The 23,763-nt window shown below is 52.3% G+C and carries 28 protein-coding genes and 3 pseudogenes; all 31 read left to right on the forward strand.

Features of this window, described 5'->3' with window-relative positions; all coding sequences use genetic code 11:
- Positions 1 to 12: 12 nt before the first annotated feature.
- Positions 13 to 822 carry a KilA-N domain-containing protein gene (locus tag A7098_RS09940; RefSeq protein ID WP_001061378.1) on the forward strand — a complete coding sequence of 270 codons (810 nt, stop codon included), beginning with the start codon at positions 13 to 15 and terminating at the stop codon, positions 820 to 822.
- Between the two features lie 7 nt (positions 823 to 829).
- Positions 830 to 1,819, forward strand: a complete 990-nt coding sequence (locus A7098_RS09945) for a DUF968 domain-containing protein (protein WP_105280737.1) — start codon at positions 830 to 832, stop codon at positions 1,817 to 1,819.
- 17 nt (positions 1,820 to 1,836) lie between these two features.
- Positions 1,837 to 2,208, forward strand: a complete 372-nt coding sequence (locus A7098_RS09950; RefSeq protein ID WP_001204813.1) for an antiterminator Q family protein — start codon at positions 1,837 to 1,839, stop codon at positions 2,206 to 2,208.
- A gap of 75 nt (positions 2,209 to 2,283) precedes the next feature.
- Complete coding sequence (locus tag A7098_RS09955) at positions 2,284 to 2,901, forward strand: hypothetical protein (protein WP_000360282.1); 618 nt, start codon at positions 2,284 to 2,286, stop codon at positions 2,899 to 2,901.
- Positions 2,902 to 3,177: 276 nt separating this feature from the next.
- On the forward strand, positions 3,178 to 3,381 hold the full coding sequence (locus A7098_RS09960) for a hypothetical protein (protein ID WP_000917724.1): 204 nt from the start codon (positions 3,178 to 3,180) through the stop codon (positions 3,379 to 3,381).
- Between the two features lie 150 nt (positions 3,382 to 3,531).
- Complete coding sequence (locus A7098_RS09965) at positions 3,532 to 4,584, forward strand: site-specific DNA-methyltransferase (protein WP_000799674.1); 1,053 nt, start codon at positions 3,532 to 3,534, stop codon at positions 4,582 to 4,584.
- A 67-nt stretch (positions 4,585 to 4,651) separates the two neighbouring features.
- Entirely contained in the window at positions 4,652 to 4,867 is a 216-nt protein-coding gene (essD, locus tag A7098_RS09970) for a phage lysis protein EssD (RefSeq protein WP_000839596.1), read from the forward strand.
- A gap of 4 nt (positions 4,868 to 4,871) precedes the next feature.
- Positions 4,872 to 5,222, forward strand: a complete 351-nt coding sequence (locus A7098_RS09975) for a YdfR family protein (RefSeq protein ID WP_089559395.1) — start codon at positions 4,872 to 4,874, stop codon at positions 5,220 to 5,222.
- Between the two features lie 63 nt (positions 5,223 to 5,285).
- On the forward strand, positions 5,286 to 5,819 hold the full coding sequence (locus A7098_RS09980) for a lysozyme (RefSeq protein WP_000992100.1): 534 nt from the start codon (positions 5,286 to 5,288) through the stop codon (positions 5,817 to 5,819).
- The gene (locus A7098_RS09985) at positions 5,816 to 6,283 is read left to right on the forward strand and encodes a lysis protein (RefSeq protein WP_001377819.1); all 468 of its coding nucleotides are present in this window, start codon (positions 5,816 to 5,818) and stop codon (positions 6,281 to 6,283) included. Before A7098_RS09980 ends, A7098_RS09985 begins: the two co-directional genes overlap by 4 nt.
- Positions 6,271 to 6,420 (forward strand): annotated as a pseudogene (locus A7098_RS23945) (lysis protein); the annotation flags it as partial. The gene A7098_RS09985 and the pseudogene A7098_RS23945, both read left to right, overlap by 13 nt.
- An 81-nt stretch (positions 6,421 to 6,501) precedes the next feature.
- Complete coding sequence (locus A7098_RS23950; protein WP_000343116.1) at positions 6,502 to 6,789, forward strand: hypothetical protein; 288 nt, start codon at positions 6,502 to 6,504, stop codon at positions 6,787 to 6,789.
- Positions 6,790 to 7,284: 495 nt separating this feature from the next.
- Positions 7,285 to 7,434: pseudogene (locus A7098_RS23955) on the forward strand (HNH endonuclease); the annotation flags it as partial.
- A 378-nt stretch (positions 7,435 to 7,812) separates the two neighbouring features.
- Positions 7,813 to 8,340 (forward strand): DUF1441 family protein, encoded by a 528-nt coding sequence (locus A7098_RS10000; RefSeq protein ID WP_001389340.1) that lies wholly within the window; start codon positions 7,813 to 7,815, stop codon positions 8,338 to 8,340.
- 8 nt (positions 8,341 to 8,348) lie between these two features.
- Entirely contained in the window at positions 8,349 to 10,448 is a 2,100-nt protein-coding gene (locus A7098_RS10005) for a phage terminase large subunit family protein (RefSeq protein ID WP_089641420.1), read from the forward strand.
- The gene (locus A7098_RS10010) at positions 10,445 to 10,657 is read left to right on the forward strand and encodes a hypothetical protein (protein ID WP_001072975.1); all 213 of its coding nucleotides are present in this window, start codon (positions 10,445 to 10,447) and stop codon (positions 10,655 to 10,657) included. Before A7098_RS10005 ends, A7098_RS10010 begins: the two co-directional genes overlap by 4 nt.
- Positions 10,657 to 12,165 carry a phage portal protein gene (locus tag A7098_RS10015; RefSeq protein WP_000985947.1) on the forward strand — a complete coding sequence of 503 codons (1,509 nt, stop codon included), beginning with the start codon at positions 10,657 to 10,659 and terminating at the stop codon, positions 12,163 to 12,165. The genes A7098_RS10010 and A7098_RS10015 overlap by 1 nt, the downstream gene beginning before the upstream one ends.
- Complete coding sequence (locus A7098_RS10020) at positions 12,110 to 14,137, forward strand: ClpP-like prohead protease/major capsid protein fusion protein (RefSeq protein WP_105280738.1); 2,028 nt, start codon at positions 12,110 to 12,112, stop codon at positions 14,135 to 14,137. The genes A7098_RS10015 and A7098_RS10020 overlap by 56 nt, the downstream gene beginning before the upstream one ends.
- Positions 14,138 to 14,223: 86 nt before the next feature.
- Positions 14,224 to 14,547: a DUF2190 family protein gene (locus tag A7098_RS10025; RefSeq protein ID WP_001097050.1), complete on the forward strand. Its 324-nt coding sequence runs from the start codon at positions 14,224 to 14,226 to the stop codon at positions 14,545 to 14,547.
- Complete coding sequence (locus A7098_RS10030; protein WP_001283153.1) at positions 14,540 to 14,815, forward strand: DNA breaking-rejoining protein; 276 nt, start codon at positions 14,540 to 14,542, stop codon at positions 14,813 to 14,815. The genes A7098_RS10025 and A7098_RS10030 overlap by 8 nt, the downstream gene beginning before the upstream one ends.
- Positions 14,816 to 14,826: 11 nt before the next feature.
- Complete coding sequence (locus tag A7098_RS10035) at positions 14,827 to 15,417, forward strand: phage tail protein (RefSeq protein WP_000677120.1); 591 nt, start codon at positions 14,827 to 14,829, stop codon at positions 15,415 to 15,417.
- Positions 15,414 to 15,815, forward strand: a complete 402-nt coding sequence (locus tag A7098_RS10040; RefSeq protein ID WP_089641422.1) for a phage minor tail U family protein — start codon at positions 15,414 to 15,416, stop codon at positions 15,813 to 15,815. Before A7098_RS10035 ends, A7098_RS10040 begins: the two co-directional genes overlap by 4 nt.
- A gap of 10 nt (positions 15,816 to 15,825) precedes the next feature.
- A complete protein-coding gene (locus A7098_RS10045) occupies positions 15,826 to 16,569 on the forward strand; it encodes a phage tail protein (RefSeq protein ID WP_000211124.1) in 744 nt (247 codons plus the stop codon).
- Positions 16,570 to 16,629: 60 nt separating this feature from the next.
- On the forward strand, positions 16,630 to 17,016 hold the full coding sequence (locus A7098_RS10050; RefSeq protein ID WP_001300035.1) for a phage minor tail protein G: 387 nt from the start codon (positions 16,630 to 16,632) through the stop codon (positions 17,014 to 17,016).
- An 8-nt stretch (positions 17,017 to 17,024) separates the two neighbouring features.
- Positions 17,025 to 17,354 carry a phage tail assembly protein T gene (locus A7098_RS10055; RefSeq protein ID WP_001161009.1) on the forward strand — a complete coding sequence of 110 codons (330 nt, stop codon included), beginning with the start codon at positions 17,025 to 17,027 and terminating at the stop codon, positions 17,352 to 17,354.
- Entirely contained in the window at positions 17,326 to 20,382 is a 3,057-nt protein-coding gene (locus tag A7098_RS10060) for a phage tail tape measure protein (RefSeq protein WP_089641423.1), read from the forward strand. The genes A7098_RS10055 and A7098_RS10060 overlap by 29 nt, the downstream gene beginning before the upstream one ends.
- Entirely contained in the window at positions 20,382 to 20,711 is a 330-nt protein-coding gene (locus A7098_RS10065; protein ID WP_000447253.1) for a phage tail protein, read from the forward strand. The genes A7098_RS10060 and A7098_RS10065 overlap by 1 nt, the downstream gene beginning before the upstream one ends.
- Before the next feature lie 9 nt (positions 20,712 to 20,720).
- The gene (locus A7098_RS10070) at positions 20,721 to 21,419 is read left to right on the forward strand and encodes a phage minor tail protein L (RefSeq protein WP_001529533.1); all 699 of its coding nucleotides are present in this window, start codon (positions 20,721 to 20,723) and stop codon (positions 21,417 to 21,419) included.
- Positions 21,420 to 21,424: 5 nt separating this feature from the next.
- A complete protein-coding gene (locus tag A7098_RS10075) occupies positions 21,425 to 22,168 on the forward strand; it encodes a C40 family peptidase (protein WP_014639529.1) in 744 nt (247 codons plus the stop codon).
- Positions 22,066 to 22,713: a tail assembly protein gene (locus tag A7098_RS10080; protein ID WP_021538849.1), complete on the forward strand. Its 648-nt coding sequence runs from the start codon at positions 22,066 to 22,068 to the stop codon at positions 22,711 to 22,713. The genes A7098_RS10075 and A7098_RS10080 overlap by 103 nt, the downstream gene beginning before the upstream one ends.
- A gap of 60 nt (positions 22,714 to 22,773) precedes the next feature.
- A pseudogene (locus A7098_RS10085) lies at positions 22,774 to 23,763 on the forward strand (host specificity protein J); the annotation flags it as partial.

Here is a 23,763-nt window from a genome sequence, read left to right on the forward strand (position 1 = left end):
GAGAAACGAAGTATGAATAATCTGATGGTCATTGATGGTATTGAAGTTCGTCGTGATGCTTATGGGCGTTACAGCCTGAACGATCTGCACAGGGCTGCCGGGGGAGAACAAAAAAACCGCCCGAAATACTGGCTCTCCAATAAGCAAACCTGTGAATTGATTGAACAACTTTTCACCGAGGGTGGAATTCCGCCTCTGGAACAAAATCAACCAGTTAGCGTCATTAATGGCGGAAATAACCAGGGGACGTATGTCTGCAAAGAACTGGTGTATGCCTATGCAATGTGGATCAGCCCGTCATTCCATCTGAAGGTGATCCGTACTTTCGACATGGTAACCAGCGCACCGGAAAAATTATCCGGACAGGCTGCTGACAAGATGCAGGCTGGCGTGATCCTGCTGGACTTTATGCGCCGGGAATTAAATCTGTCTAACTCATCAGTGCTTGGAGCCTGTCAGAAGCTTCAGGAGGCTGTTGGCTTACCGAATCTGGCACCGCGCTATGCCATTGATGCTCCTGCTGACGCGCCTGATGGCTCAAGTCGCCCCACGCTGTCGCTGAGTGCACTGCTGAAGCAGTATGGTATCCGCCTGACAGCTAATCAGGCATATCACCAGATGGCGAAGCTGGGGATCGTTGAACAACGTGAACGATACAGCCGCACTGCGATTAACAACATCAAAAAATTCTGGTCGCTGACAGCGAAAGGCTGCATGTTCGGCAAAAACATCACCAGTCCCGCAAATCCGCGCGAGACGCAGCCGCATTTCTTCGAATCCCGATTCCCTGAGCTGTTAAAGCTGCTCGATACCGTTCATTGAGGTGACCGTGAGAGCACTACTGACCCCTGAAATTGCCCCGCGTATGGGGATCGTATTGTTCAGGCCAGGTTCAGAGCTGATGCCCCTGTTTATGCAGGGGCGTGTTCTGCTGGAGCCTGAGCCGGAAGGTTACTCATCTTTCGCCAGTGGTGCCGTTCCGGCGGCATCACAACCGCTGGCGGATGATCCTGCCGTTCGGGCCGTGTTCCGCAATGAGGCAGTGATCCGTCGTGCTGGTGGCGTGGAATGTCTTGAAAGCTGGTTACTTCGTGAAAAAGGCTGCCAGTGGCCTCATTCCGACTGGCACAGCGAGAACATGACCACAATGCGACACGCTCCGGGTGCAATCCGTCTGTGCTGGCACTGCGATAACCAGCTGCGCGATCAGTTCACGGAACGGCTGGAATCAATGGCAACGGATAACTGTGCCCGCTGGGTGTTGTCTGTTGTGCGTCGGGATCTCGGTTTTGATGATAGTCACGTTGTGACAATGCCGGAACTGTGCTGGTGGCTGATTCGTAATGATCTGGCGGATGCCTTACCGGAAAGTGCAGCCCGTAAGGCACTGAGATTACCGAAGCCTGTTGTGCCGTCTGTTACCCGGGAAAGTGACCTTGTGCCTTCGGTTCCTGCCACCAGCATCATCCAGGATAAAGTGAAAAAGGTGCTGGCGCTGAAAGTGGATCCGGAGTCGCCGGAGTCTTTTATGTTACGCCCAAAACGTCGCCGCTGGGTTAATGAAAAGTACACGCGCTGGGTTAAGACACAGCCGTGTGCATGTTGTGGTAAGCCTGCTGATGATCCCCACCACCTGATAGGTCACGGTCAGGGTGGAATGGCTACAAAAGCGCATGACCTCTTTGTGTTGCCTTTGTGCAGAAAGCATCACGACGAGCTGCATGCGGATACCGTGGCATTTGAAGAGAAGTATGGCTCCCAGCTGGAGCTGATATTTCGTTTTATCGATCGTGCGCTGGCAATAGGCGTGCTGGCCTGATTTTGTGGAGAAAGTTGATGCGTGATATTCAAATGGTTCTTGAACGTTGGGGGGCATGGGTGGCAAATAATCACGAGGATGTGGAATGGTCATCTGTTGCTGCAGGTTTTAAGGGATTAATTCCTTCGAAAGTAAAATCCCGCCCGCAATGTAGCGATGACGATGGCCTGATCATTAGCTCTGCGATGACAGTTCTTAAGAAAAAGGAACCGTATCAATACGAATTACTGGAAATGTATTATGTGTATGGGGTTACATTACGGGCGTTGGGGGTAAAACTGGGGATATCACTTAATCAGGTTGTTATCAGACTGCAGAAAGCTGAAGGGTTTATTGACGGTTGTCTGGCAATGTTGGGGGTATCTTTAGAAATTGATTGTTACATATAGTAATAAATTCAATCAAAGTAAATAATCATATTTTATTATAACCTCCTGATGATACCTGTTCATTGGGAGGTTATTATGGATAAAAATGTAGAGCATGTATTAGTTGATGCAATTGAAAATAAGCTATCTTTAACAGTCGTTTACTTAGGAGGGAGCCAGCCCGGAACATTAAGGAATATTTCTCCGATTAGTATAAATGGGGATAAATTGCGGGCAAGATGCCATAGTTCTGGAGCAGTAAAGGTTTTCAATCTTGGGAAAATACAGTTACCCAGTGACTCCTGCGCGGTATCTATGCACTATGGAGATTTAGAAGTTAAAGCTTATGAGACGATGCAGAGCGTAAATGACAACTTTCATGCCCTTTATCCTGAAGGACGATGGGGTGTTGATTTTAATGAGCATCGCTTTGCTTTATTTGATTTTTTTAAAAACGGGAAACGAAAAAAAACGGCATTTATGGCAATTGAGTTCAGGGAAAGAGATGAAGAGAAAATAATAACAGGTGTAACAATTGATATTGGTATATCTGGAACAGTGATTTCTGAGAAGTCCCGAATCCCAAAAAGACGACCATGGGTAGTGGTTGGTCCCGAACACGGAGAATACAGTACTTATTCAACTTTGGACAAGGCTGCTACAGCGTTTTTTGAGAGGCTATCGTTGATAGCATCCGGCCTGGAAGATAATTGATTTTATGTTTGGTATTCAGAGTTCGCCGTGCTTAAGAAAGTCAAGATTCTAAAAATACTGAATGAGCTACTTGTGTTATAACAAAAATGCTATTAGTGTGTTAAGAGTGGTTACTTCGACACACAACTTAAACCCGCCACTGAGCGGGTTTTTTGTACCTGTAAACTTGGTGCAGTACAGTAAACACGCTGGTGGTCGTGAATACTGACTTTTTATCTTGCTGGCTTTTTAGACAAGAGTTATTGGTATGTCATGTTAACCAGAAGGGAAAAAGACATGCTAAAACAGCAAGATATGACAGAAACCGCCGCCGCAGTCCTTCATTTCTTACCTGCTGACAAGTGGGTAACGCCACGCATGATGACGAGAACTACCGGAGTAAGCGAAGCCCGGTGCCAGTTAATACTGACTCAGTTAGTTCTGGCGGGTCTGGCGAAGGATAACGGCGGGTACGGGAATAAATTCAGACGCTGCCAGTAATGGCGGTTTCCTGCTGTGAAAATGGGCGGCTGGTGGGTGTTGGTAGCACCTGCCAGCCATTCGCTCATGCTTACTGGTCACAAGCGAACCACGGCCCACTGCTTTAGCGCAAAAGCAGAGTGAGCCTACCAGAGTTACGCTTACTGATCCATGAAAAATACTGTAAAAATAAACAGTGTTGATTTAATCAACGCTGATTGCCTGCATTTTATTCAGTCCCTGCCTGATGATTCCATTGACCTGATTGTTACCGATCCGCCGTACTTCAAGGTGAAACCCAACGGTTGGGACAATCAGTGGAAAGTGGACGAAGATTACCTTAAGTGGCTGGACCACTGCCTGGCCCAGTTCTGGCGGGTGTTAAAACCTGCCGGAAGCCTTTATCTGTTCTGTGGGCATCGCTTGGCATCTGATATTGAGATCATGATGCGTGAACGTTTCAACGTGCTTAACCATATCATCTGGGCGAAGCCGTCCGGACGTTGGAATGGGTGTAATAAAGAAAGTCTGCGCGCATATTTTCCTGCCACAGAGCGCGTTCTGTTTGCTGAACATTACCAGGGGCCATATCGCGGCAAAAGTGACGGCTATGCAGCAAAAGAAAGGGAACTCAAACAGCACATAATGGCACCGCTGATATCGTATTTCAGGGATGCTCGTGCCGAACTGGGTATAACGGCAAAACAAATTGCCGAAGCCACAGGTAAGAAAAATATGGTTTCCCACTGGTTTGGTGCCAGTCAGTGGCAGTTGCCGAATGAGGCTGACTATCGGAAGTTACAGGCACTGTTTTCCCGTATAGCGGCAGAGAAGTTTCAGGAACAACAACTGGAACAACCACACCACCAGCTGGTGGCATCTTATGATTCACTGAATCGCAAATATTCTGAATTGCTGGATGAGTTTAAATCTCTCCGGCGCTATTTCTCCGTATCAGTCTCCGTGCCTTATACCGATGTCTGGATGCATAAACCCGTTCAGTTCTACCCGGGGAAACATCCGTGTGAGAAACCGGCGGATATGCTCAGGCAAATAATCAATGCCAGTAGTCGACCAGGTGATCTGGTTGCTGATTTTTTTATGGGATCCGGTTCCACAATAAAAGCAGCAATGGCGCTGGGGCGTCGGGCCTTAGGTGTTGAGCTTGAGTCAGAGCGGTTTAACCAGACAGTGACAGAGATAAACGAGCTGGTGGGGAAATAATCTGGTGGCCACGTCAGGTGGCCTTTTTATTTCCATTACACAGCACCCGCATCTGCGAGGTGGGGTTATGAAATCCATGGATAAGTTAACAACGGGTGTCGCCTATGGCACCTCAGCAGGTAGTGCCGGGTACTGGTTTTTACAGTTGCTCGATAAAGTCACGCCCTCACAGTGGGCGGCAATAGGTGTGCTGGGTAGTCTGGTATTTGGCTTGCTGACGTATCTGACAAACCTTTATTTCAAGATTAAAGAAGACAAGCGTAAGGCTGCACGGGGAGAGTAATTCAATGACTCAAAACTATGAACTGATTGTGAAAGGGATCCGCAATTTTGAGAATAAAGTTACGGTAACTTTAGCATTACAGGACAAAGAACGCTTTGACGGTGAAATTTTTGACCTGGACATCTCGCTGGACCGTGTTGAAGGTGCTGCGCTGGAGTTTTATGAGGCAGCGGCCAGAATGAGCATCAGACAGGTCTTCCTGGATGTCGCTGCCGGGTTATGTGAAGGGGATGAGCAGTCGCCGGAAAAGCGCCCCGTAATTTTAGAGGCGCAGAATGTATGGATAACCTACAAAGGAAAGCTACCGGGAAGGATTACTGGTTCTCTGAAGACTCCTCCGGAATCACAACCTTAAGTCACTGACCGGAACAGATAAACCTGTCCGTGGGCAGAAACCGATAAATCCTGATAAATATCCATGAACGCAAAAATCAGATACGGCCTGTCGGCTGCCGTTCTGGCACTGATTGCCGTCGGTGCGCCCGCGCCTGATATTCTCGACCAGTTTCTGGATGAAAAAGAAGGTAACCACACAACGGCATACCGCGATGGGTCCGGCATCTGGACCATCTGTCGGGGTGCCACGATGGTGGATGGAAAACCCGTTTTTCCCGGTATGAAACTGTCGAAGGAAAAATGCGACCAGGTCAACGCCATTGAGCGTGATAAGGCGCTGGCATGGGTGGAGCGCAATATTAAAGTACCACTGACCGAGCCACAAAAAGCGGGTATCGCGTCATTTTGTCCCTATAACATTGGCCCCGGTAAGTGTTTTCCGTCGACGTTTTATAAGCGGCTGAATGCTGGTGATCGTAAAGGTGCATGCGAGGCGATTCGCTGGTGGATAAAAGATGGTGGGCGCGATTGCCGCATACGTTCAAATAACTGCTATGGGCAAGTTATTCGTCGTGACCAGGAAAGCGCATTAGCCTGTTGGGGGATAGATCAGTGAGCAGAGTCGCCGCGATTATTTATGCTCTGGTTATCTGCATCATCGTCTGCCTGTCGTGGGCGGTCAATCATTATCGTGATAACGCCATCGCCTATAAAGAACAGCGTGATAAAAAAGTCAGTGAGCTGAAGCAGGCGACCGCCACCATTACTGACATGCAGCAGCGCCAGCGTGCTGCTGATGCACTCGATGCTAAATACACGAAGGAGTTAGCTGATGCGAAAGCTAAAAATGATGCTCTTCGGCGCAAGCTTGATAATGGTGGTCGGGTGTTCGTCAAAGGAAAATGCCCTGTGCCATCCTCAGCCGAAACCTCCAGCGCCTCCGGTATGGGCAATGATGCCACCGTCGAACTCTCTCCAGTTGCTGGACGAAACGTTCTCGGTATCCGGGACGGAATCATCAGAGACCAGACAGCACTGAGAACGCTTCAGGAATATATCAGGACGCAATGCCTTCGATGATAGAGATAATTTTACTCATCATCCTTCACATCTGGTTCTGTAGACAGGGTGGTGATCACTTCTGGAGTGAATCCAGATTAAACATCTCATTGCTGATGCTTAAAGTTGAGCATTTGGCGCGCGGTAAGGGGCTGCGTTTAGATAAGAGCCAGTCATCACAAACACCAGGATTTAGCCTCGCATTCGCGGGGCTTTTTATTGCAACAAAGGTAAAGACGATGGATGAAGAATATCGTAAAGACCTGCAACTGTGGTTTGGTCTTACGCATGCGTCGTTCTGCGTGATGCCGCGAGTATTCATGGAGGCTATGCCTCCAGAATGGCAAGAGAAGATGGCTCAGTTGCTTTTTGAGTATAGCGACACGATCAAAACGGATGTCTGCGGAGTTCACAGCTGTTTTGTTACTGCCAAAGACGGCAACAACCGCTTTATGAGGATGCCAGAAGATATTCTGAACTATCGTCATCCTCGACGTGAATTCATCGAATCATTTCTGAAGAAGTAGCCATTACAAAGCCTATCTACGGGTGGGTTTGATAATGGCTTATACCCTGCACGGGATAACTTAACTGATATCCCTTTTAACGGATAAACGGAGCCAACAATGGCAGAGAATGTCGGCATTATGGCAGTGAAATTTGGATAAATCGGGGATTAGAAAGATAGAGGCGAGCCGGTCAGGTAGAAATGAATCAGGCTCAAAGTGAAGCGGAAAAGGTCTGTGGCACAAACTGATGCTGCCATAATTACAGCCTGATGACTTGTGGAATGAAACATGTTGAACCTCCTTAATTGATGTGATTCGAGTGAGGAAGGCATTCTGTCCTTCTATAGTGTCCAGTAAATCAAACAGGAAGCTTGTCTCACGTGTGAGACAAGCCTCTCCCATCAGTGAGTTGTATTGATCTCGACTCTTCAAAGAATTCATTACTGGGTAGATGAAAATAGTTTCACGATGAATGGAGGAGGCTATGTTGGTGGCTTCTTCATTGGAGTACATATGCCCCCACGAACCCCAAAAACCTGCCGTGTTCGCGGCTACCGCAATACCACCACAGATCCGTCAGGCTATTGCAAAAGCCACAAAAGCGAAGGCTGGAAGCAATACAAGCCGGGCCAGTCCTGTCATCAGCGCGGTTATGGTTCGCGGGGTTGTCCCTCATGCTCGCCAGTCCTGTGCGGGGGTGGAAGAAACAGGACACTCACACAGATTCTTGTGGGTCGATGCTATTCCTTTCTGGATTATCCCGATGCCATTCATGCAAGGGCTGTATAAGACGTTCGTCATGGCTGTCAGGCTGACGGGTCCTCCCGGTGGGGTGGCCTGCCACGGGGCGGGAGCGTCGCGGAAAAAGGCTAGTTTTTGCATTTCCATGGCGGCGGCAGCATGTTTGGTAATTTATTGATAGTTAAAAGTTATTTCTCTTTTCACCTGTACAATATTTTTTTCTCCCTGTCATTAGACCAGTTTGCAATTAATTGAAATATATAAATAAACCTGATTTTCACCTGCCAGATGGAGTTGCTTATGTCAAATGTGAGCGGGATCGGTGATGCTTATTACTGGAGTGTTTTTAAAATCGCCGAGGCCTTTGGGCTTCACCGGGACACAGTAAAAAAACGGCTCCTCGCGGCCAACACTCCTGTGGCTGCGACTGTCAGGGGGAACCCCGTTTACGCCCTGCAGCATGTCGGGCCCGCCCTGTTTAGTGTGAAGCATGAGGCAGCAGACTCTGTTCATGATCCATCCCGTATGGAGCCGAAAGAGAGAAAGGACTGGTACCAGTCTGAAAATGAAAGGATCAAGCTGGAAAAGGAGCAGCGAAAACTCATCCCAGTTGATGAAGTAGTCATCGTCTATTCGTCCATGAGAAAGGCTGTCGTCCAGGTTCTGGAGACAATTCCGGATGTTCTTGAACGCGATTGCGCCCTGACTCCTCAGGCCGTCGGCGTTGTACAGCAGGCCATTGATGACCTGCGATACACTCTTCAGGAAAAATCCTACGAGGCTTGTGCTGCTGAATTAATTCCTGATGAGGAAGGAGAGAGTCTCTAGGAGGAATAATGGGTTTTTCATCAGCCCGAAATTTGGGAAGGGACATATCGGCAGGATTTTCCCCACCACGTCGCATGCCGATTTCGGAGGCTGTTAAAAAATTCATGCGTGTTCCCAAGGGGGCTGGTAACTCGGTGCCATGGGATCCTGAACTGACACCCTACATCATTGAGCCCATGAACTGCCTGGCATCGCGTGAATACGATGCGGTGATTTTTGTTGGTCCTGCGCGAACAGGGAAGACCATTGGTCTGATCGATGGATGGATTGTCTATACCATCGTTTGCGATCCTTCGGACATGCTCGTTGTGCAGATGACCGAAGATAAGGCCCGCGAGCATTCTAAAAAGCGCCTCGACAGAACGTTCAGAAGCAGTGCGGCGGTAAAGAAAAGAATGAGTCCACGTCGTAACGACAATAATGTCCATGATAAGACGTTCAGGGATGGCTCGTTCCTTAAAATTGGTTGGCCCTCGGTCAACATTATGTCGTCGTCGGATTACCGGTTTGTCGCCTTAACCGATTACGACCGTTTTCCGGAGAATATCGATAGCGAGGGTGATGGTTTCTCCCTGGCCTCAAAACGTACCACCACATTTATGTCCGCCGGGATGACTCTGGTGGAGAGCTCGCCGGGACGTGACATCTGCGACAGCAAATGGCGACGTAAGTCGCCTCATGAAGCGCCACCGACGACTGGTATTCTTTCCCTTTACAATCGTGGTGACCGCCGCCGCTGGTACTGGCCATGTCCGCACTGCGGTGAATATTTTCAGCCAGCCATGGATACCATGACCGGCTACCGTAATGAACCGGATCCCTTTAAAGCCAGTGAGGCGGCGTATCTACTTTGCCCGCACTGCAGCGGCATTATCACTGCGGAGAAAAAGCGTGAGCTCAATAGTGCAGGAGTCTGGTTGCGTGAAGGTCAGGTCATTGATCGTAACGGCAACGTTTCCGGTGAACCGCGCCGCTCCCGTATCGCCAGTTTCTGGATGGAAGGGCCAGCTGCTGCGTATCAGACCTGGGCGCAACTGGTTTACAAATTACTGACTGCAGAACAGGAGTATGAAGCGACAGGAAGCGAAGAAACACTCAGGGCGGTTATCAATACCGACTGGGGATTACCTTATCTTCCCCGCGCCAGCATGGAGCAACGAAAAAGTGAACTGCTTGAGCAGCGGGCAGAGCCAGTTCCTTCCCGCAGTGTGCCGGATGGCGTTAATTTCCTTGTGGCGACAGTGGATGTGCAGGCGGGACGTCATCGCCGTTTTGTGGTTCAGGTAACGGGCTATGGCAGCCGTGGCGAACGCTGGATTATTGATCGTTACAACATCACGCAGTCATTGCGCGGTGACAGCGACGGGGAGAGCCAGCGAATTGATCCGGCCAGCTATCCGGAAGACTGGGATGTCCTGCTGACGGATGTTTTTCATAAAAGCTGGCCGCTGGCCTCCGATCCTTCTCAACAAATGCGACTGATGGCAATGGCGGTGGACTCCGGCGGTGAAGACGGGGTCACTGATAATGCCTATAAATTCTGGCGTCGTTGCCGTCGTGATGGCCTTGGTAAACGTATTTACCTGTTTAAGGGCGACAGCATCCGGCGCGCAAAACTGATCACCCGTACATTCCCTGATAACACCGGACGAACGGGCCGACGGGCGCAGGCCGCAGGTGATGTACCGCTCTGGCTTCTTCAGACGGATGACCTGAAAGACCGGGTGAATAACGCGTTATGGCGTGACTCGCCAGGTCCCGGCTATGTGCATTTCCCTGACTGGCTGGGGAGCTGGTTTTACGACGAACTGACGTATGAAGAGCGGAGCAGTGACGGGAAATGGAGTAAGCCGGGTCGCGGTGCCAACGAAGCTTTTGACCTGATGGTGTATGCCGAGGCTCTGGTCATTCTGCATGGATACGAAAAGATCCGCTGGCCGGATGCACCGGAGTGGGCGAGCCGGGAAACCTGGCTGGAGTGTGTCCAGGACAGTACCGAACCGTCATCCTCACCGGAACCGGTATCCACGCCTGTTAAAAAACAAAAACGGAAGAAAACAGTAACTGACGATGTTAACCCCTGGCTGACTTCCGGAGGATGGTTATGAACCAGAATGATATCGAAGCCATGATTCAGCGTTATACGGAAGCTGAAATGGCGGTGCTGGACGGAAAATCCGTCACTTTTAATGGTCAGCAGATGACCATGGAAAACTTATCTGAGATCCGGCAGGGGCGGCAGGAGTGGGAGCGCCGCCTTGCGGCTCTGATTACACGACGACGGGGGCATCCCGGGTACCGGCTGGCGAGGTTCTGATGGCAATTCTTGATGATGTGATTGGCGTTTTTTCACCTGGATGGAAAGCGGCAAGGCTGCGTTCCCGTGCGGTGATCCAGGCTTATGAGGCCGTAAAAACGACGCGGACACACAAAGCCCGGCGGGAAAACCGAACTGCCGACCAGTTAAGCCAGTACGGGGCCGTGTCGTTACGTGAGCAGGCCCGTTACCTTGATAACAACCACGATCTGGTTATTGGTGTATTTGACAAGCTGGAAGAACGGGTGGTGGGGAAAAACGGGATTATTGTCGAGCCACATCCGGTATTACGCAATGGGGCCATTGCCCGTGACCTGGCAGCGGAGATACGCACCCGATGGAGTGAATGGTCTGTCAGTCCGGAAGTCACCGGGCAGTTCACCCGCCCGATGCTGGAACGTCTGATGCTGCGTACCTGGCTGCGCGATGGTGAGGTGTTTGCCCAGATGGTTTCCGGGCGCATAAACAGCCTGACGCCTTCTGCCGGTGTTCATTTCTGGCTGGAGGCGCTCGAGCCGGACTTTATTCCCATGACCAGTGATGAGAGCAACAGGCTGAATCAGGGCGTGTTTGTTGATGACTGGGGGCGTCCCGAAAAATATCTGGTGTATAAAAGCCGTCCCGTATCCGGACGGCAGATGGAAACCAAAGAAGTGGATGCAGAGCGAATGCTGCATCTTAAATTTGTTCGCCGTCTGCACCAGATGCGCGGGACGTCTTTGTTGTCCGGTGTGCTGATCCGCCTCAGTGCCCTGAAAGAGTATGAAGATTCTGAGCTGACTGCAGCAAGGATCGCCGCTGCTCTGGGGATGTACATCCGCAAAGGCGACGGGCAGAGCTATGAACCGGATGGTAATGGCAGCAAGGATAAGGAACGCGAGCTTACCATTCAGCCAGGCATTATTTACGACGATCTGAAACCCGGCGAAGAAATCGGAATGGTGAAGTCGGATCGTCCCAATCCTAACCTTGAAACTTTTCGTAATGGTCAGTTGCGTGCCGTGGCGGCGGGCAGTCGTCTGAGTTTTTCCAGTACAGCGCGCAACTATAACGGCACTTACAGCGCCCAGCGTCAGGAGCTGGTTGAATCCACTGATGGCTACCTGATCCTGCAGGACTGGTTTATTGGTGCCGTCACCCGCCCGATGTATCGTGCCTGGCTGAAACAGGCTGTGGCATCCGGTGTTATCAGACTACCCCGCGATCTTGACCGTTCTTCACTGTATACCGCGGTGTATTCCGGACCGGTGATGCCGTGGATTGACCCTGTTAAGGAGGCTGAGGCCTGGAAAATTCAGATTCGTGGTGGAGCAGCGACAGAATCAGACTGGGTACGTGCAGGTGGTCGTAATCCGGATGATGTCAAACGTCGGCGCAAGGCCGAAATTGATGAAAACCGCAAGCTGGATCTGGTATTTGATACCGATCCGGCCAGTGATAAAGGAGGCAGCAGTGCCGCAACGAAACGACAGGAGCCGCAGCACACCGACGACCAGTCCGAAGAATAATTCCTGGTTCAGGATGCAGGCTGGTCACCAGAGTGACGCGGATATTTATATTTATGACGAGATTGGTTTCTGGGGTGTTACAGCGAAGCAGTTTATCAGTGATCTGAATGCACTGGGCGATATCACCCACATTAATCTCCATATCAATTCACCGGGTGGCGATGTCTTTGAAGGCATCGCCATTTTTAATGCGCTGAAAACACATGGTGCGTCCATTACCGTTTATGTCGACGGTGTGGCGGCGTCAATGGCGTCGGTCATTGCGATGGTGGGAAACCCGGTCATTATGCCGGAAAACACCTTCATGATGATTCATAAACCATTTGGCTTTACGGGCGGTGATGCGGAGGACATGCGCACCTATGCCGACCTGCTCGATAAAGTTGAGGCGGTTCTGTTACCCGCTTATGCACAGAAAACCGGGAAAACCACCGATGAAATTGCTGCCATGCTGGCAGATGAGACCTGGATGTCCGGTGCCGAATGTCTGGCACATGGATTTGCTGATCAGGTGACGCCAGCCGTTAAGGCAATGGCATGTATTCAGTCAAAACGTACAGAGGAATTTAAAAAGATGCCGGAATCCATTCGAAACATGATTACTCCGCCACGCAACAGTGCTCCACGCGTACAGGATAATGAACCTGCAGCCTCCCGGACGCCAGTGCAGGCAGCAGCACCCATGGTGGATGAAAACAGTATCCGTGCGCAGGTACTGGCAGAGCAAAAAGCGCGTGTAAACGGTATTAATGATCTGTTTGCCATGTTTGGCGGGCGTTATCAGACGCTGCAGGCTCAGTGTCTTGCCGATCCTGAATGTTCGCTGGAGCAGGCCCGCGAAAAGCTGTTGAACGAGATGGGGCGCGAGTCCACGCCATCCAATAAAAATACCCCGGCTCATATTTATGCCGGTAACGGTAATTTTGTGGGGGACGGGATCCGCCAGGCGCTGATGGCGCGTGCCGGATTTGAAAAAACCGAACGTGATAATGTCTACAACGGGATGACCCTGCGTGAATATGCCCGTATGTCACTGACTGAACGGGGTATTGGGGTTTCCGGTTATAACCCGATGCAGATGGTCGGTGCGGCGTTCACACACAGTACGTCTGACTTCGGTAATATTCTGCTGGATGTTGCGAACAAAGCCATTCTGCAGGGCTGGGAAGATGCTCCTGAAACCTATGAACAGTGGACGCGGAAAGGTCAGTTGTCTGATTTTAAAATTGCCCATCGTGTGGGTATGGGGGGCTTCAGTGCTCTGCGTCAGGTGCGTGAAGGGGCGGAATATAAATACGTCACCACCGGAGATAAACAGGCCACTATTGCACTGGCGACCTATGGCGAGCTGTTCAGTATCACCCGTCAGGCCATTATCAATGATGATCTGAATATGCTGACCGATGTCCCGATGAAACTGGGCCGTGCGGCGAAATCCACTATTGCCGATCTGGTTTATGCCATTCTGACGTCTAACCCGAAAATCTCCACAGATAATGTAAGTCTGTTCGATAAAGCGAAACATGCAAACGTACTGGAGAGCGCTGCAATGGACGTGGCATCGCTGGATAAAGCCCGCCAGTTGATGCGCGTTCAGAAAGAGGGGGAGCGTCATCTGAATATTCGTCCTGCGTTCGTACTGGTACCGACGGCGATGGAGTCTGTTGCTAACCAGGTCATTCGCTCCTCAAGTGTCAAGGGGGCTGACATTAACGCCGGTATTATTAACCCGGTGAAAGATTTTGCGACCGTTATTGCAGAGCCTCGTCTTGATGATAACAGCCAGACCACCTTCTACCTGGCTGCGTCAAAAGGCTCCGATACGATTGAAGTGGCTTATCTCAACGGTGTGGATACGCCATATATTGATCAGATGGAGGGCTTCAGTGTGGATGGCGTGACAACGAAAGTGCGTATTGACGCCGGTGTCGCGCCAGTTGATCACCGCGGTCTGGTGAAATGTACGGCGTAAACGTCGCAGACAACAACTCTGATGGCCCGTAAGGGCTTTTTTTGTACCTGAAATCAGCCCCTGAACGGGGCTGTGCGGAGACAGTTATGGCAAAGAATTTTGTAGAAGAAGGAAAAACGGTGGCGATTGTTGCCAGTGCAGCCATCAGCAGCGGAGATCTGGTGCAGGTGGGTGATGTTTTTGCGGTGGCGCTGACCGATATTCCACAGGGTGAAACAGGCGACGGCATGACCGAAGGTGTGTTTATGCTGCCTAAGCTGAAAACGGATGACATGAAAACGGGTAAGAAGGTTTATCTGAAGTCCGGAAAAGTTCAGCTGACTAACAGCGGCTCTGATCCGCTGGTCGGGGTTGTCTGGGCAGATGCCGGAACCAGTGCAGAAGAAGTGCCGGTAAAACTCAATGTCTGATCCCTTTTCCCGGCTGGCAGCGCGTATGGATGCGATCACGGTCAGAAAGATGGGAAAGACAGCCTCGATTAATGATGTCGATATGACTGTGATCCCGGGAGAAACACTGGCAGAGCTGAATGCTCTGTCCGGACCTGCGGTCTCTCTGGTGGTGTTTTCTTCGGGATACCGCCCACGGCGCGGGGATCGCGTTGTTTATGACGGACAACAATGGACGGTCACACGGCATGAACGCTTTAACGGTAAGCCAATGATCTTTATTGAGTAAAGAGGTGTGGGATGAAGGGGCTTGAGAATGCCATCCGCAATCTGAACAGCCTTGATACCCGTATGGTGCCACAGGCCAGCGCATGGGCGATAAACCGTGTGGCACAGAAAGCGGTCTCGGTTGCCACCCGGCAGGTTGCCGGGAATACCGTTGCGGGAGATAACCAGGTGAAAGGGATCCCCCTGAAACTGGTACGTCAGCGTGTCCGGGTGTTTAAAGCCAGTCCGTCAGGAAAAATGACGGCCAGGATCCGCGTTAACCGGGGTAATCTGCCCGCCATCAAACTGAACACAACACGGCGGCGTGCTGGTGAAGGACTGAGAGTGGGAAAATACTTTTTCCGGGGGGCATTTGTTCAGCAACTGGCGAATGGCCGCTGGCATGTTCTGAGGCGTCTTCCTGAAGCGCGTTTTGCAACAGGGCATGACCATCAGGGCAGGCCAAGAAAAAATCGTCTTCCTGTGGAGGTAGTGAAAATCCCGCTGTCCGGACCGCTGACACAGGCATTTGAAGATGCCCGCGACCGCATCATTGCTGCGGAAATGCCGAAACAGCTGGGGTATGCACTGAAACAACAACTGAGATTATGGCTGACCCGATGAACCGACATACACAAATCCGCCAGGTCGTACTGGCACGCCTTCGGGAACAGTGTGGAGACAGCGCCACGTTTTTTGACGGGCTTCCGGCATTTATTGATGCGCAGGAACTGCCTGCCGTGGCGGTGTGGCTGAGTGATGCTCAGTACACCGGAAAAATGACGGATGAAGATGACTGGCAGGCTGTTATGCATATTGCCGTCTTCATCCGGGCACAGGCACCGGATTCAGAGCTGGATATGTGGATGGAGAGCACCATTTTTCCTGCCCTGAATGATATACCGGCACTTTCCGGACTTATCGACACCCTGATCCCACTCGGTTTTAACTATCAACGTGATAATGAGATGGCCACCTGGGCGATGGCGGAAATCACGTACCAGATTACGTACACGAATTAAGGAGGTGGTAATGACCACACCAAATCCACTGGCAAAGACGAAAGGTGCGGGGACGACGTTCTGGATGTATACCGGCAACGGCGATGCGTTTGCGAATCCTTTGTCGGACACTGACTGGCTGCGTCTTGCGATGGTGAAGGATCTGCAACCTGGCGAAATGACCGCTGATGCAGAAGATGACACTTATCTCGATGATGAAGATGCAGACTGGAAAACAACAACCCAGGGGCAGAAATCCGTCGGTGATACTTCGGCGACGCTGGCCTGGCGTCCGGGTGACAGCGGACAGAAAAAACTGGTTCAGTTGTTCGACTCCGGTGAAGTCTGCGCGTTTCGTATCAAATATCCCAACGGTACTGTTGATGTTTTCCGTGGCTGGCTGAGTTCACTGGGTAAAACCATTGCCTCAAAAGACGTGATGACCCGCACCGTGAAAATCAGCGGTGTGGGGCGTCCATATCTGGCAGAGGAGGGCACTGAAACCGTGGGCGTTACCGGGCTGACGGTGGCACCGGCATCCGCCAGTGTCAATGTGGGAGCAACCACCACGCTGACCTTTACAGTAAAACCTGACGGAGCCAGTGACAAAGCGATCAGTGTGCATTCGACAGATCCACAGACTGCCACGGTGACCCTGAACGGGCTTGTGGCCACGGTGAAAGGCGTGAAGCAGGGCAGTGTCAGCATTGTGGGCATGACTTCTGACGGCGATTTTGTGGCAGTGGCTACGGTGGCTGTCAGCGCCGCAGGTTAACAGGACGATACTCATCATTTGCCCCGGTTATCCGGGGCTTTTTTGCAGGTGGAGAACATGATGTTTCTGAAACAGGGCACGTTTAATTATGAAAAGCAGTCCGTGGTGCTCAGTGAGCTGTCCGGGCTGCAGAGAATTGAATATCTGGCGTTTGTTCAGCAGCGAACGGCAAAGTTTGATGCCGAAGAGGGAGAACTGCCGGAGGCTGAACGACAGATTGCTTTTCTGCGGATGGGGATGGATATCAATGCCTGGCTGGTTTCCCGCTCACTGTGGAATGCGGAACAGTCTCAGGATGTTGAGACGCTTTGCGCATCCGTTATTACAACATGGTCGTATGATGCCCTGGGAGCGGGGGCGGAGATGGTTCTGTCGCTGAGCGGTATGGGAGCCATTGAGAATGCCGGGGATTTGGAGCATGAGGTGCTGACGCCGGAAAAGTCCTGACGCGGGAAATGCAGTTTGTCATGCGGCTTGCCCGGGAGTTCCGGCGGGCAGACTGGCGGCGGATGCTGTCGGAAATGTCGGCCACTGAGCTTGGTGAGTGGGGCGATTATTTCCGGATGCAGAGCTTCAGTGATGTGTGGATGGATGCGCAGTTTGCCTCGCTGAAGGCATTGATCGTGAGAATGGTGTCCGGTAGCAGTGATGCTGCGGTGGCTGATTTCAGCCTTTTACCGGAAGAGAACGGGATACCGGAGCGAACGGACGAAGAACTGATGCATCTTGGGGAAGGTATTTCCGGAGGTGTGCGTTATGGACCAGATAGCCAACCTGGTCATTGATTTGGGGATTGATGCGGCAGAGTTTAAAAATGAAATTCCCCGTATCAAAAACCTTCTGAATGGTGCAGCCAGCGATGCAGAACGGTCTTCTGCCCGTATGCAGCGTTTTATGGAGCGTCAGACTCAGGCCGCCCGGCAGACAATGCAGGCGGCTTCTTCGGCTGCAACAGCCGCATCCGTCCATGCGCAGACGGTGGAGAAGAGCGCACAGGCTCATGAACGCATGGCCCGCGAGGTGGAGCAAACCCGCCAGCGTATGGAGGCACTGAGCCAGAAAATGCGCGAGGAACAGGCGCAGGCCATGGCTCTGGCGGAGGCTCAGGATAAAGCGGCTGCCGCGTTTTATCGTCAGATTGACAGTGTGAAACAGGCCAGTGCGGGGCTGCAGGAATTACAGCGTATTCAGCAGCAGATCCGACAGGCCAGAAACAGTGGCGGGATTGGTCAGCAGGATTATCTGGCGCTGATTTCTGAGGTTACGGCGAAAACCCGTGTTCTTACGCAGGCTGAGGCAGAGGCTACCCGACAGAAAGTGGCGTTTATCCGTCAGCTTAAAGAGCAGGCAACCCGCCAGAATCTTTCTTCTTCTGAGTTGCTTCGTGCTAAGGCTGCTCAGCTGGGGGTAAGCAGTGCTGCAGAAGTGTATATCCGCAAAATGGAGCAGGCAGGAAAAGCCACGCATTCGCTGGGTCTGAAAAGTGCAGCGGCCCGCCAGGAGATAGGCGTTCTGATAGGTGAACTGGCTCGCGGCAATTTAGGGGCGCTGAGGGGATCCGGGATAACGCTGGCTAACCGTGCCGGATGGATAGACACACTGATGTCACCGAAAGGCATGATGCTGGGCGGGGTTATTGGCGGTATTGCCGCGGCTGTCTATGGTCTGGGTAAAGCCTGGTATGACGGTCAGAAGGAGGGGGAAGAATTTAACCGCCAGCTGTCGCTGACGGGGCATTATGCCGGAGTCACTGCCGGGCAGCTGTGGACGCTCAGTCGTGCTATTTCCGGGAATGGTATCACGCAACATGCTGCAGCCGGTGCGCTGGCTCAGGTGGTGGGGAGTGGTGCATTTCGTGGAAACGATATCGGTATGGTGGCGAGAGCTGCCGCACAGATGGAGCGATCGGTTGGCCAGTCGGTCAGCGATACCATAAGTCAGTTTAAGCGGCTGAAGGATGATCCTGTAAATGCCGCGAAGGCTCTGGACAATGAGCTGCATTTTCTTACTGCCACTCAGCTTGAGCAGATACGCGTCCTTGGGGAACAGGGGCGGTCCAGTGATGCGGCACGGATAGCCATGTCTGCACTGGCAGAGGAAACCAGTCGGCGTACTGCGGATATTGATAATAACCTCAATGCGCTGGGTAGTACGCTGCAAACCTTGTCTGACTGGTGGAAGCAGTTCTGGGATGCGGCCATGAATATTGGTCGTGAAGATTCGCTGGATGCGCAGATTGCCACTTTGCAGGAGAAAGTGTCGCGGGCGAAAAGACTCCCCTGGACGGCATCATCTTCTCAGGTTGAATACGATCAGCAGCGTCTTAACGATCTTCAGGAGAAAAAACGCCAGAAGGATTTGCAGGATGCAAAAGAGCAGGCAGAGCGGAATTATCAGGAGCAACAGAAACGCCGTAATGCTGAAAATGCTGCACTGAATCGGATGAATGAAACGGAAGCTGCACGACATCAGCGTGAAATTGCGCGTATTAATGCCATGCAGTACGCCGATCAGGCTGTCAGGGATGCTGCGATACAACGTGAAAATGAACGTTACGAGAAAGCCCTGGCATCCGGTAAGAAAAAAACACGCGAAACCCGTAATGATGAGGCCACCCGGTTATTGCTGCAGTACAGCCAGCAACAGGCACAGGTGGAAGGACAGATTGCTGCTGCAAGACAGTCAGCAGGCATTGCCACTGACAGGATGACAGAAGCGCATAAACAGCTTCTGGCTCTGCAGCAGCGCATCAGCGATCTGGACGGGAAAAAACTGACGGCAGATGAAAAGAGTGTGCTGGCCCGTAAAGATGAACTGATTCAGGCACTGACGCTGCTGGATGTAAAACAGCAGGAGCTTCAGAAACAGACGGCACTCAACGATCTGAAGAAAAAAACAATTCAGCTGACCAGTCAACTGGCTGAAGAAGAGCGCGCTCAGCGTCAGCAACATGACCTGGATATCGCCACGGTGGGTATGGGTGATCAGCAGCGGCAGCGATATCAGGTACAACTGAGTCTTCGCCAGAAATACCAGCAACAGCTGGAGCAGTTGAGGCGGGATAGTGAGCAGAAAGGGACATATAACACGGATGACTACAGAAAGGCCGAGCAGGCGCTGACGGAGAGCCTGAACCGACAACTGAATGAGAATCGCCGTTACTGGCAACAGCTTGAAATTGCTCAGGGTGACTGGAAAAACGGAGTCCTGCGTGCACTCCAGAATGTCACTGAGAATGCGGATAACACAGCCGGGACAGTGGAACAGTTGTTCACGTCTGCGTTCAGTAGCATGAGTGACTGGCTGGCGACATTCTGTACTACAGGCAAACTCAATTTCAAATCCTTCACCTCTTCTGTGCTGTCAGATATGTCCAGAATCATGGCTCAGATAGCTTTAATGAAAGCGGTAAAAGGCATTGCTTCCGCGCTGCCTTTTGATTTTGTAGCTAATGCTGATGGCGGTGTTTATCAGTCGGCTGATTTGAGTCGCTACAGTGGCACGGTGGTTAACCGTCCGACGTTTTTTGCTTTTGCAAAAGGCGCGGGTGTGATGGGGGAAGCTGGACCTGAAGCCATTCTGCCACTGCGTCGTGGTGCTGACGGTAAGCTGGGGGTTGTGGCGGATATTGGTGGTTCAGGTATGGCGATGTTTGCCCCGCAGTACAACATCGAGATCAATAACGATGGCACGAACGGGCAGATAGGTCCGGCTGCCCTGAAGGTGGTTTATGACCTCGGGAAAAAAGCGGCAGCGGACTTTATGCAACAGCAGGCCCGTGATGGTGGTCGGTTAAGTGGAGCATATCGGTAATGGAGACGTTTCACTGGAAAGTGCGCCCGGATATGAATGTGGTATCAGAGCCGAAAGTGGTGACAGTGAAGCTGGGCGATGGTTATGAACAGCGTCGTGCGGCGGGACTGAATAACCAGTTGTCGACTTACAGCGTGACGATACGTGTTCGTAAATGTGAACACCCATCTTTAAAAGCCTTTCTGGAACGGCACGGTGGCGTCCGCGCATTTCAGTGGACGCCACCTTATGACTGGAAGCCGATCAGGGTGGTTTGTCGTAAATGGTCGGCAAGCGTGGGGGCGCTGTGGGTAACCATAACGGCAGATTTTGAACAGGTCGTGGCATAGGAGGCCCTGATGCAGGATATTCCACAGGAAACACATCATGAGACGACACGCCTTACTCAGTCAGCCCAGGTGGTGCTCTGGGAAATCGATCTGACAGAGGTCGGTGGTGAACGTTATTTTTTCTGTAATGAGCAGAACGAAAAAGGTGAGCCGGTCACCTGGCAGGGGCGGCAGTATCAGGCATACCCCATTCAGGGGACAGGATTTGAACTGAACGGCAAGGGCAGTGCTGCCCGTCCGACACTGACGGTTTCTAACCTGCACGGTATGGTCACCGGTATGGCGGAAGATCTGCAGAGTCTGGTCGGCGGAACGGTGGTCCGGCGTAAGGTTTACGCCCGTTTTCTGGATGCGGTGAACTTCGTCAACGGAAACAGTGATGCCGACCCGGAGCAGGAGGTGATCAGCAGCTGGCGCATCGAGCAGTGCAGTGAACTGAGTGCGGTCAGTGCTTCTTTTGTACTGTCCACGCCGACGGAAACGGATGGCGCTGTTTTTCCGGGGCGTATCATGCTGGCCAACACCTGCACCTGGACCTATCGCGGTGATGAGTGCGGTTATAGCGGTCCGGCGGTCGCGGATGAATATGACCAGCCGACGTCCGATATCACGAAGGATAAATGCAGCAAATGCCTGAGTGGCTGTAAGTTCCGCAATAACGTCGGCAACTTTGGCGGTTTCCTTTCCATTAACAAACTTTCGCAGTAAATCCCATGACAGAGACAGAATCAGCGATTCTGGCGCACGCCCGGCGATGTGCGCCAGTGGAGTCGTGCGGCTTCGTGGTGAGAACGCCGGAGGGAGAAAGATATTTTCCCTGCGTGAATATCTCCGGTGAGCCGGAGGCGTATTTCCGGATGGCTCCGGAGGACTGGCTGCGGGCAGAAATGCAGGGTGAGATTGTGGCGCTGGTCCACAGTCACCCCGGTGGTCTGCCCTGGCTGAGTGAGGCCGATCGGCGGCTGCAGGTGCAGAGTGATTTGCCGTGGTGGCTGGTCTGCCGCGGGGCGATTCACAAGTTCCGCTGTGTGCCACATCTTACCGGGCGGCGCTTTGAGCACGGGGTGACGGACTGTTACACGCTGTTCCGGGATGCATACCATCTGGCGGGAATTGAGATGCCGGATTTTCATCGCGGAGATGACTGGTGGCGTAACGGCCAGAATCTCTATCTTGACAATATGGAGGCGACTGGTTTTTACCGTGTCGCACTGACAGAGGCGCAGCCGGGCGATGTGCTGCTGTGCTGTTTTGGTTCATCGGTGCCGAATCATGCCGCCATTTACTGTGGTGATGGTGAGCTGCTGCACCATATTCCTGAACAACTGAGCAAACGAGAGAGGTATACCGACAAATGGCAGCGACGCACACACTCCCTCTGGCGTCACCGGGCATGGCACGCATCTGCCTTTACGGGGATTTACAACGATTTGGCCGCCGCATCGACCTTCGTGTGAAAACGGGGGCTGAAGCCATCCGGGCGCTGGCCACGCAGCTTCCGTCGTTTCGCCAGAAACTGAATGAGGGCTGGTATCAGGTGCGCATTGCCGGGCGTGATGCAGGCGAAAATGAATTATCTGCCCGTCTTAATGAGCCGCTGGAAAATGGTGCCGTGATTCACATCGTGCCGCGTATGGCGGGAGCTAAAAGTGGCGGTGTGTTTCAGGTGGTGCTGGGGGCGGCGCTGATTGCGGTGGCATGGTGGAACCCTGTGGGCTGGCTGGGTGCTGCGGCTGTATCGGGCATGTATGCGGCAGGGGCCAGTATGATTCTGGGTGGTGTGGCCCAGATGCTGGCACCGAAAGCCAGGACGCCCACGGCAGCCAGTACAGATAACGGCAAACAGAACACCTATTTCTCCTCACTGGATAACATGGTTGCTCAGGGCAATGTTCTGCCTGTTCTGTACGGTGAAATGCGTGTGGGGTCGCGGGTGGTTTCTCAGGAGATCAGCACGGCAGACGAAGGTGACGGTGGTCAGGTTGTGGTGATTGGTCGCTGATGCAAAATGTTTTATGTGAAACCGCCTGCGGGCGGTTTTGTCGTTTATGGAGCATGACGAATGGGTAAAGGCAGCAGTAAGGGGCATACCCCGCGCGAAGCGAAGGACAACCTGAAGTCCACGCAGTTGCTGAGTGTGATCGATGCCATCAGCGAAGGGCCGGTTGAAGGTCCGGTGGATGGGTTAAAAAGCGTGCTGCTGAACAGTACGCCGGTGCTGGACAGTGAGGGGAATACCAATATCTCCGGTGTCACGGTGGTGTTCCGGGCAGGTGAGCAGGAGCAGACACCGCCGGAGGGGTTTGAATCCTCCGGTTCCGAGACGGTGCTGGGTACGGAAGTGAAATATGACACGCCGATCACCCGCACCATTACGTCGGCAAACATCGACCGACTGCGCTTTACCTTCGGTGTGCAGGCACTGGTGGAAACCACTTCAAAGGGTGACCGGAATCCGTCGGAAGTCCGCCTGCTGGTTCAGATACAGCGTAACGGTGGCTGGGTGACGGAAAAAGACATCACCATTAAGGGCAAAACCACCTCGCAGTATCTGGCCTCGGTGGTGGTGGATAACCTGCCGCCGCGCCCGTTTAATATCCGGATGCGCAGGATGACGCCGGACAGCACCACAGACCAGCTGCAGAACAAAACGCTCTGGTCGTCATACACCGAAATTATCGATGTGAAACAGTGCTACCCGAACACGGCACTGGTCGGCGTGCAGGTGGATTCGGAGCAGTTCGGCAGCCAGCAGGTGAGCCGTAATTATCATCTTCGCGGGCGCATTCTGCAGGTGCCGTCGAATTATAACCCGCAGACGCGGCAATACAGCGGTATCTGGGACGGAACGTTAAAACCGGCATACAGCAACAACATGGCCTGGTGTCTGTGGGATATGCTGACCCACCCGCGCTACGGCATGGGGAAACGTCTTGGTGCGGCAGATGTGGATAAATGGGCGCTGTATGTCATCGGCCAGAATTGCGACCAGTCAGTGCCGGACGGCTTTGGCGGCACGGAGCCGCGCATCACCTGTAATGCGTACCTGACC

Source organism: Escherichia sp. MOD1-EC7011 (assembly GCF_002965005.1).
Lineage (GTDB): Bacteria > Pseudomonadota > Gammaproteobacteria > Enterobacterales > Enterobacteriaceae > Escherichia > Escherichia ruysiae.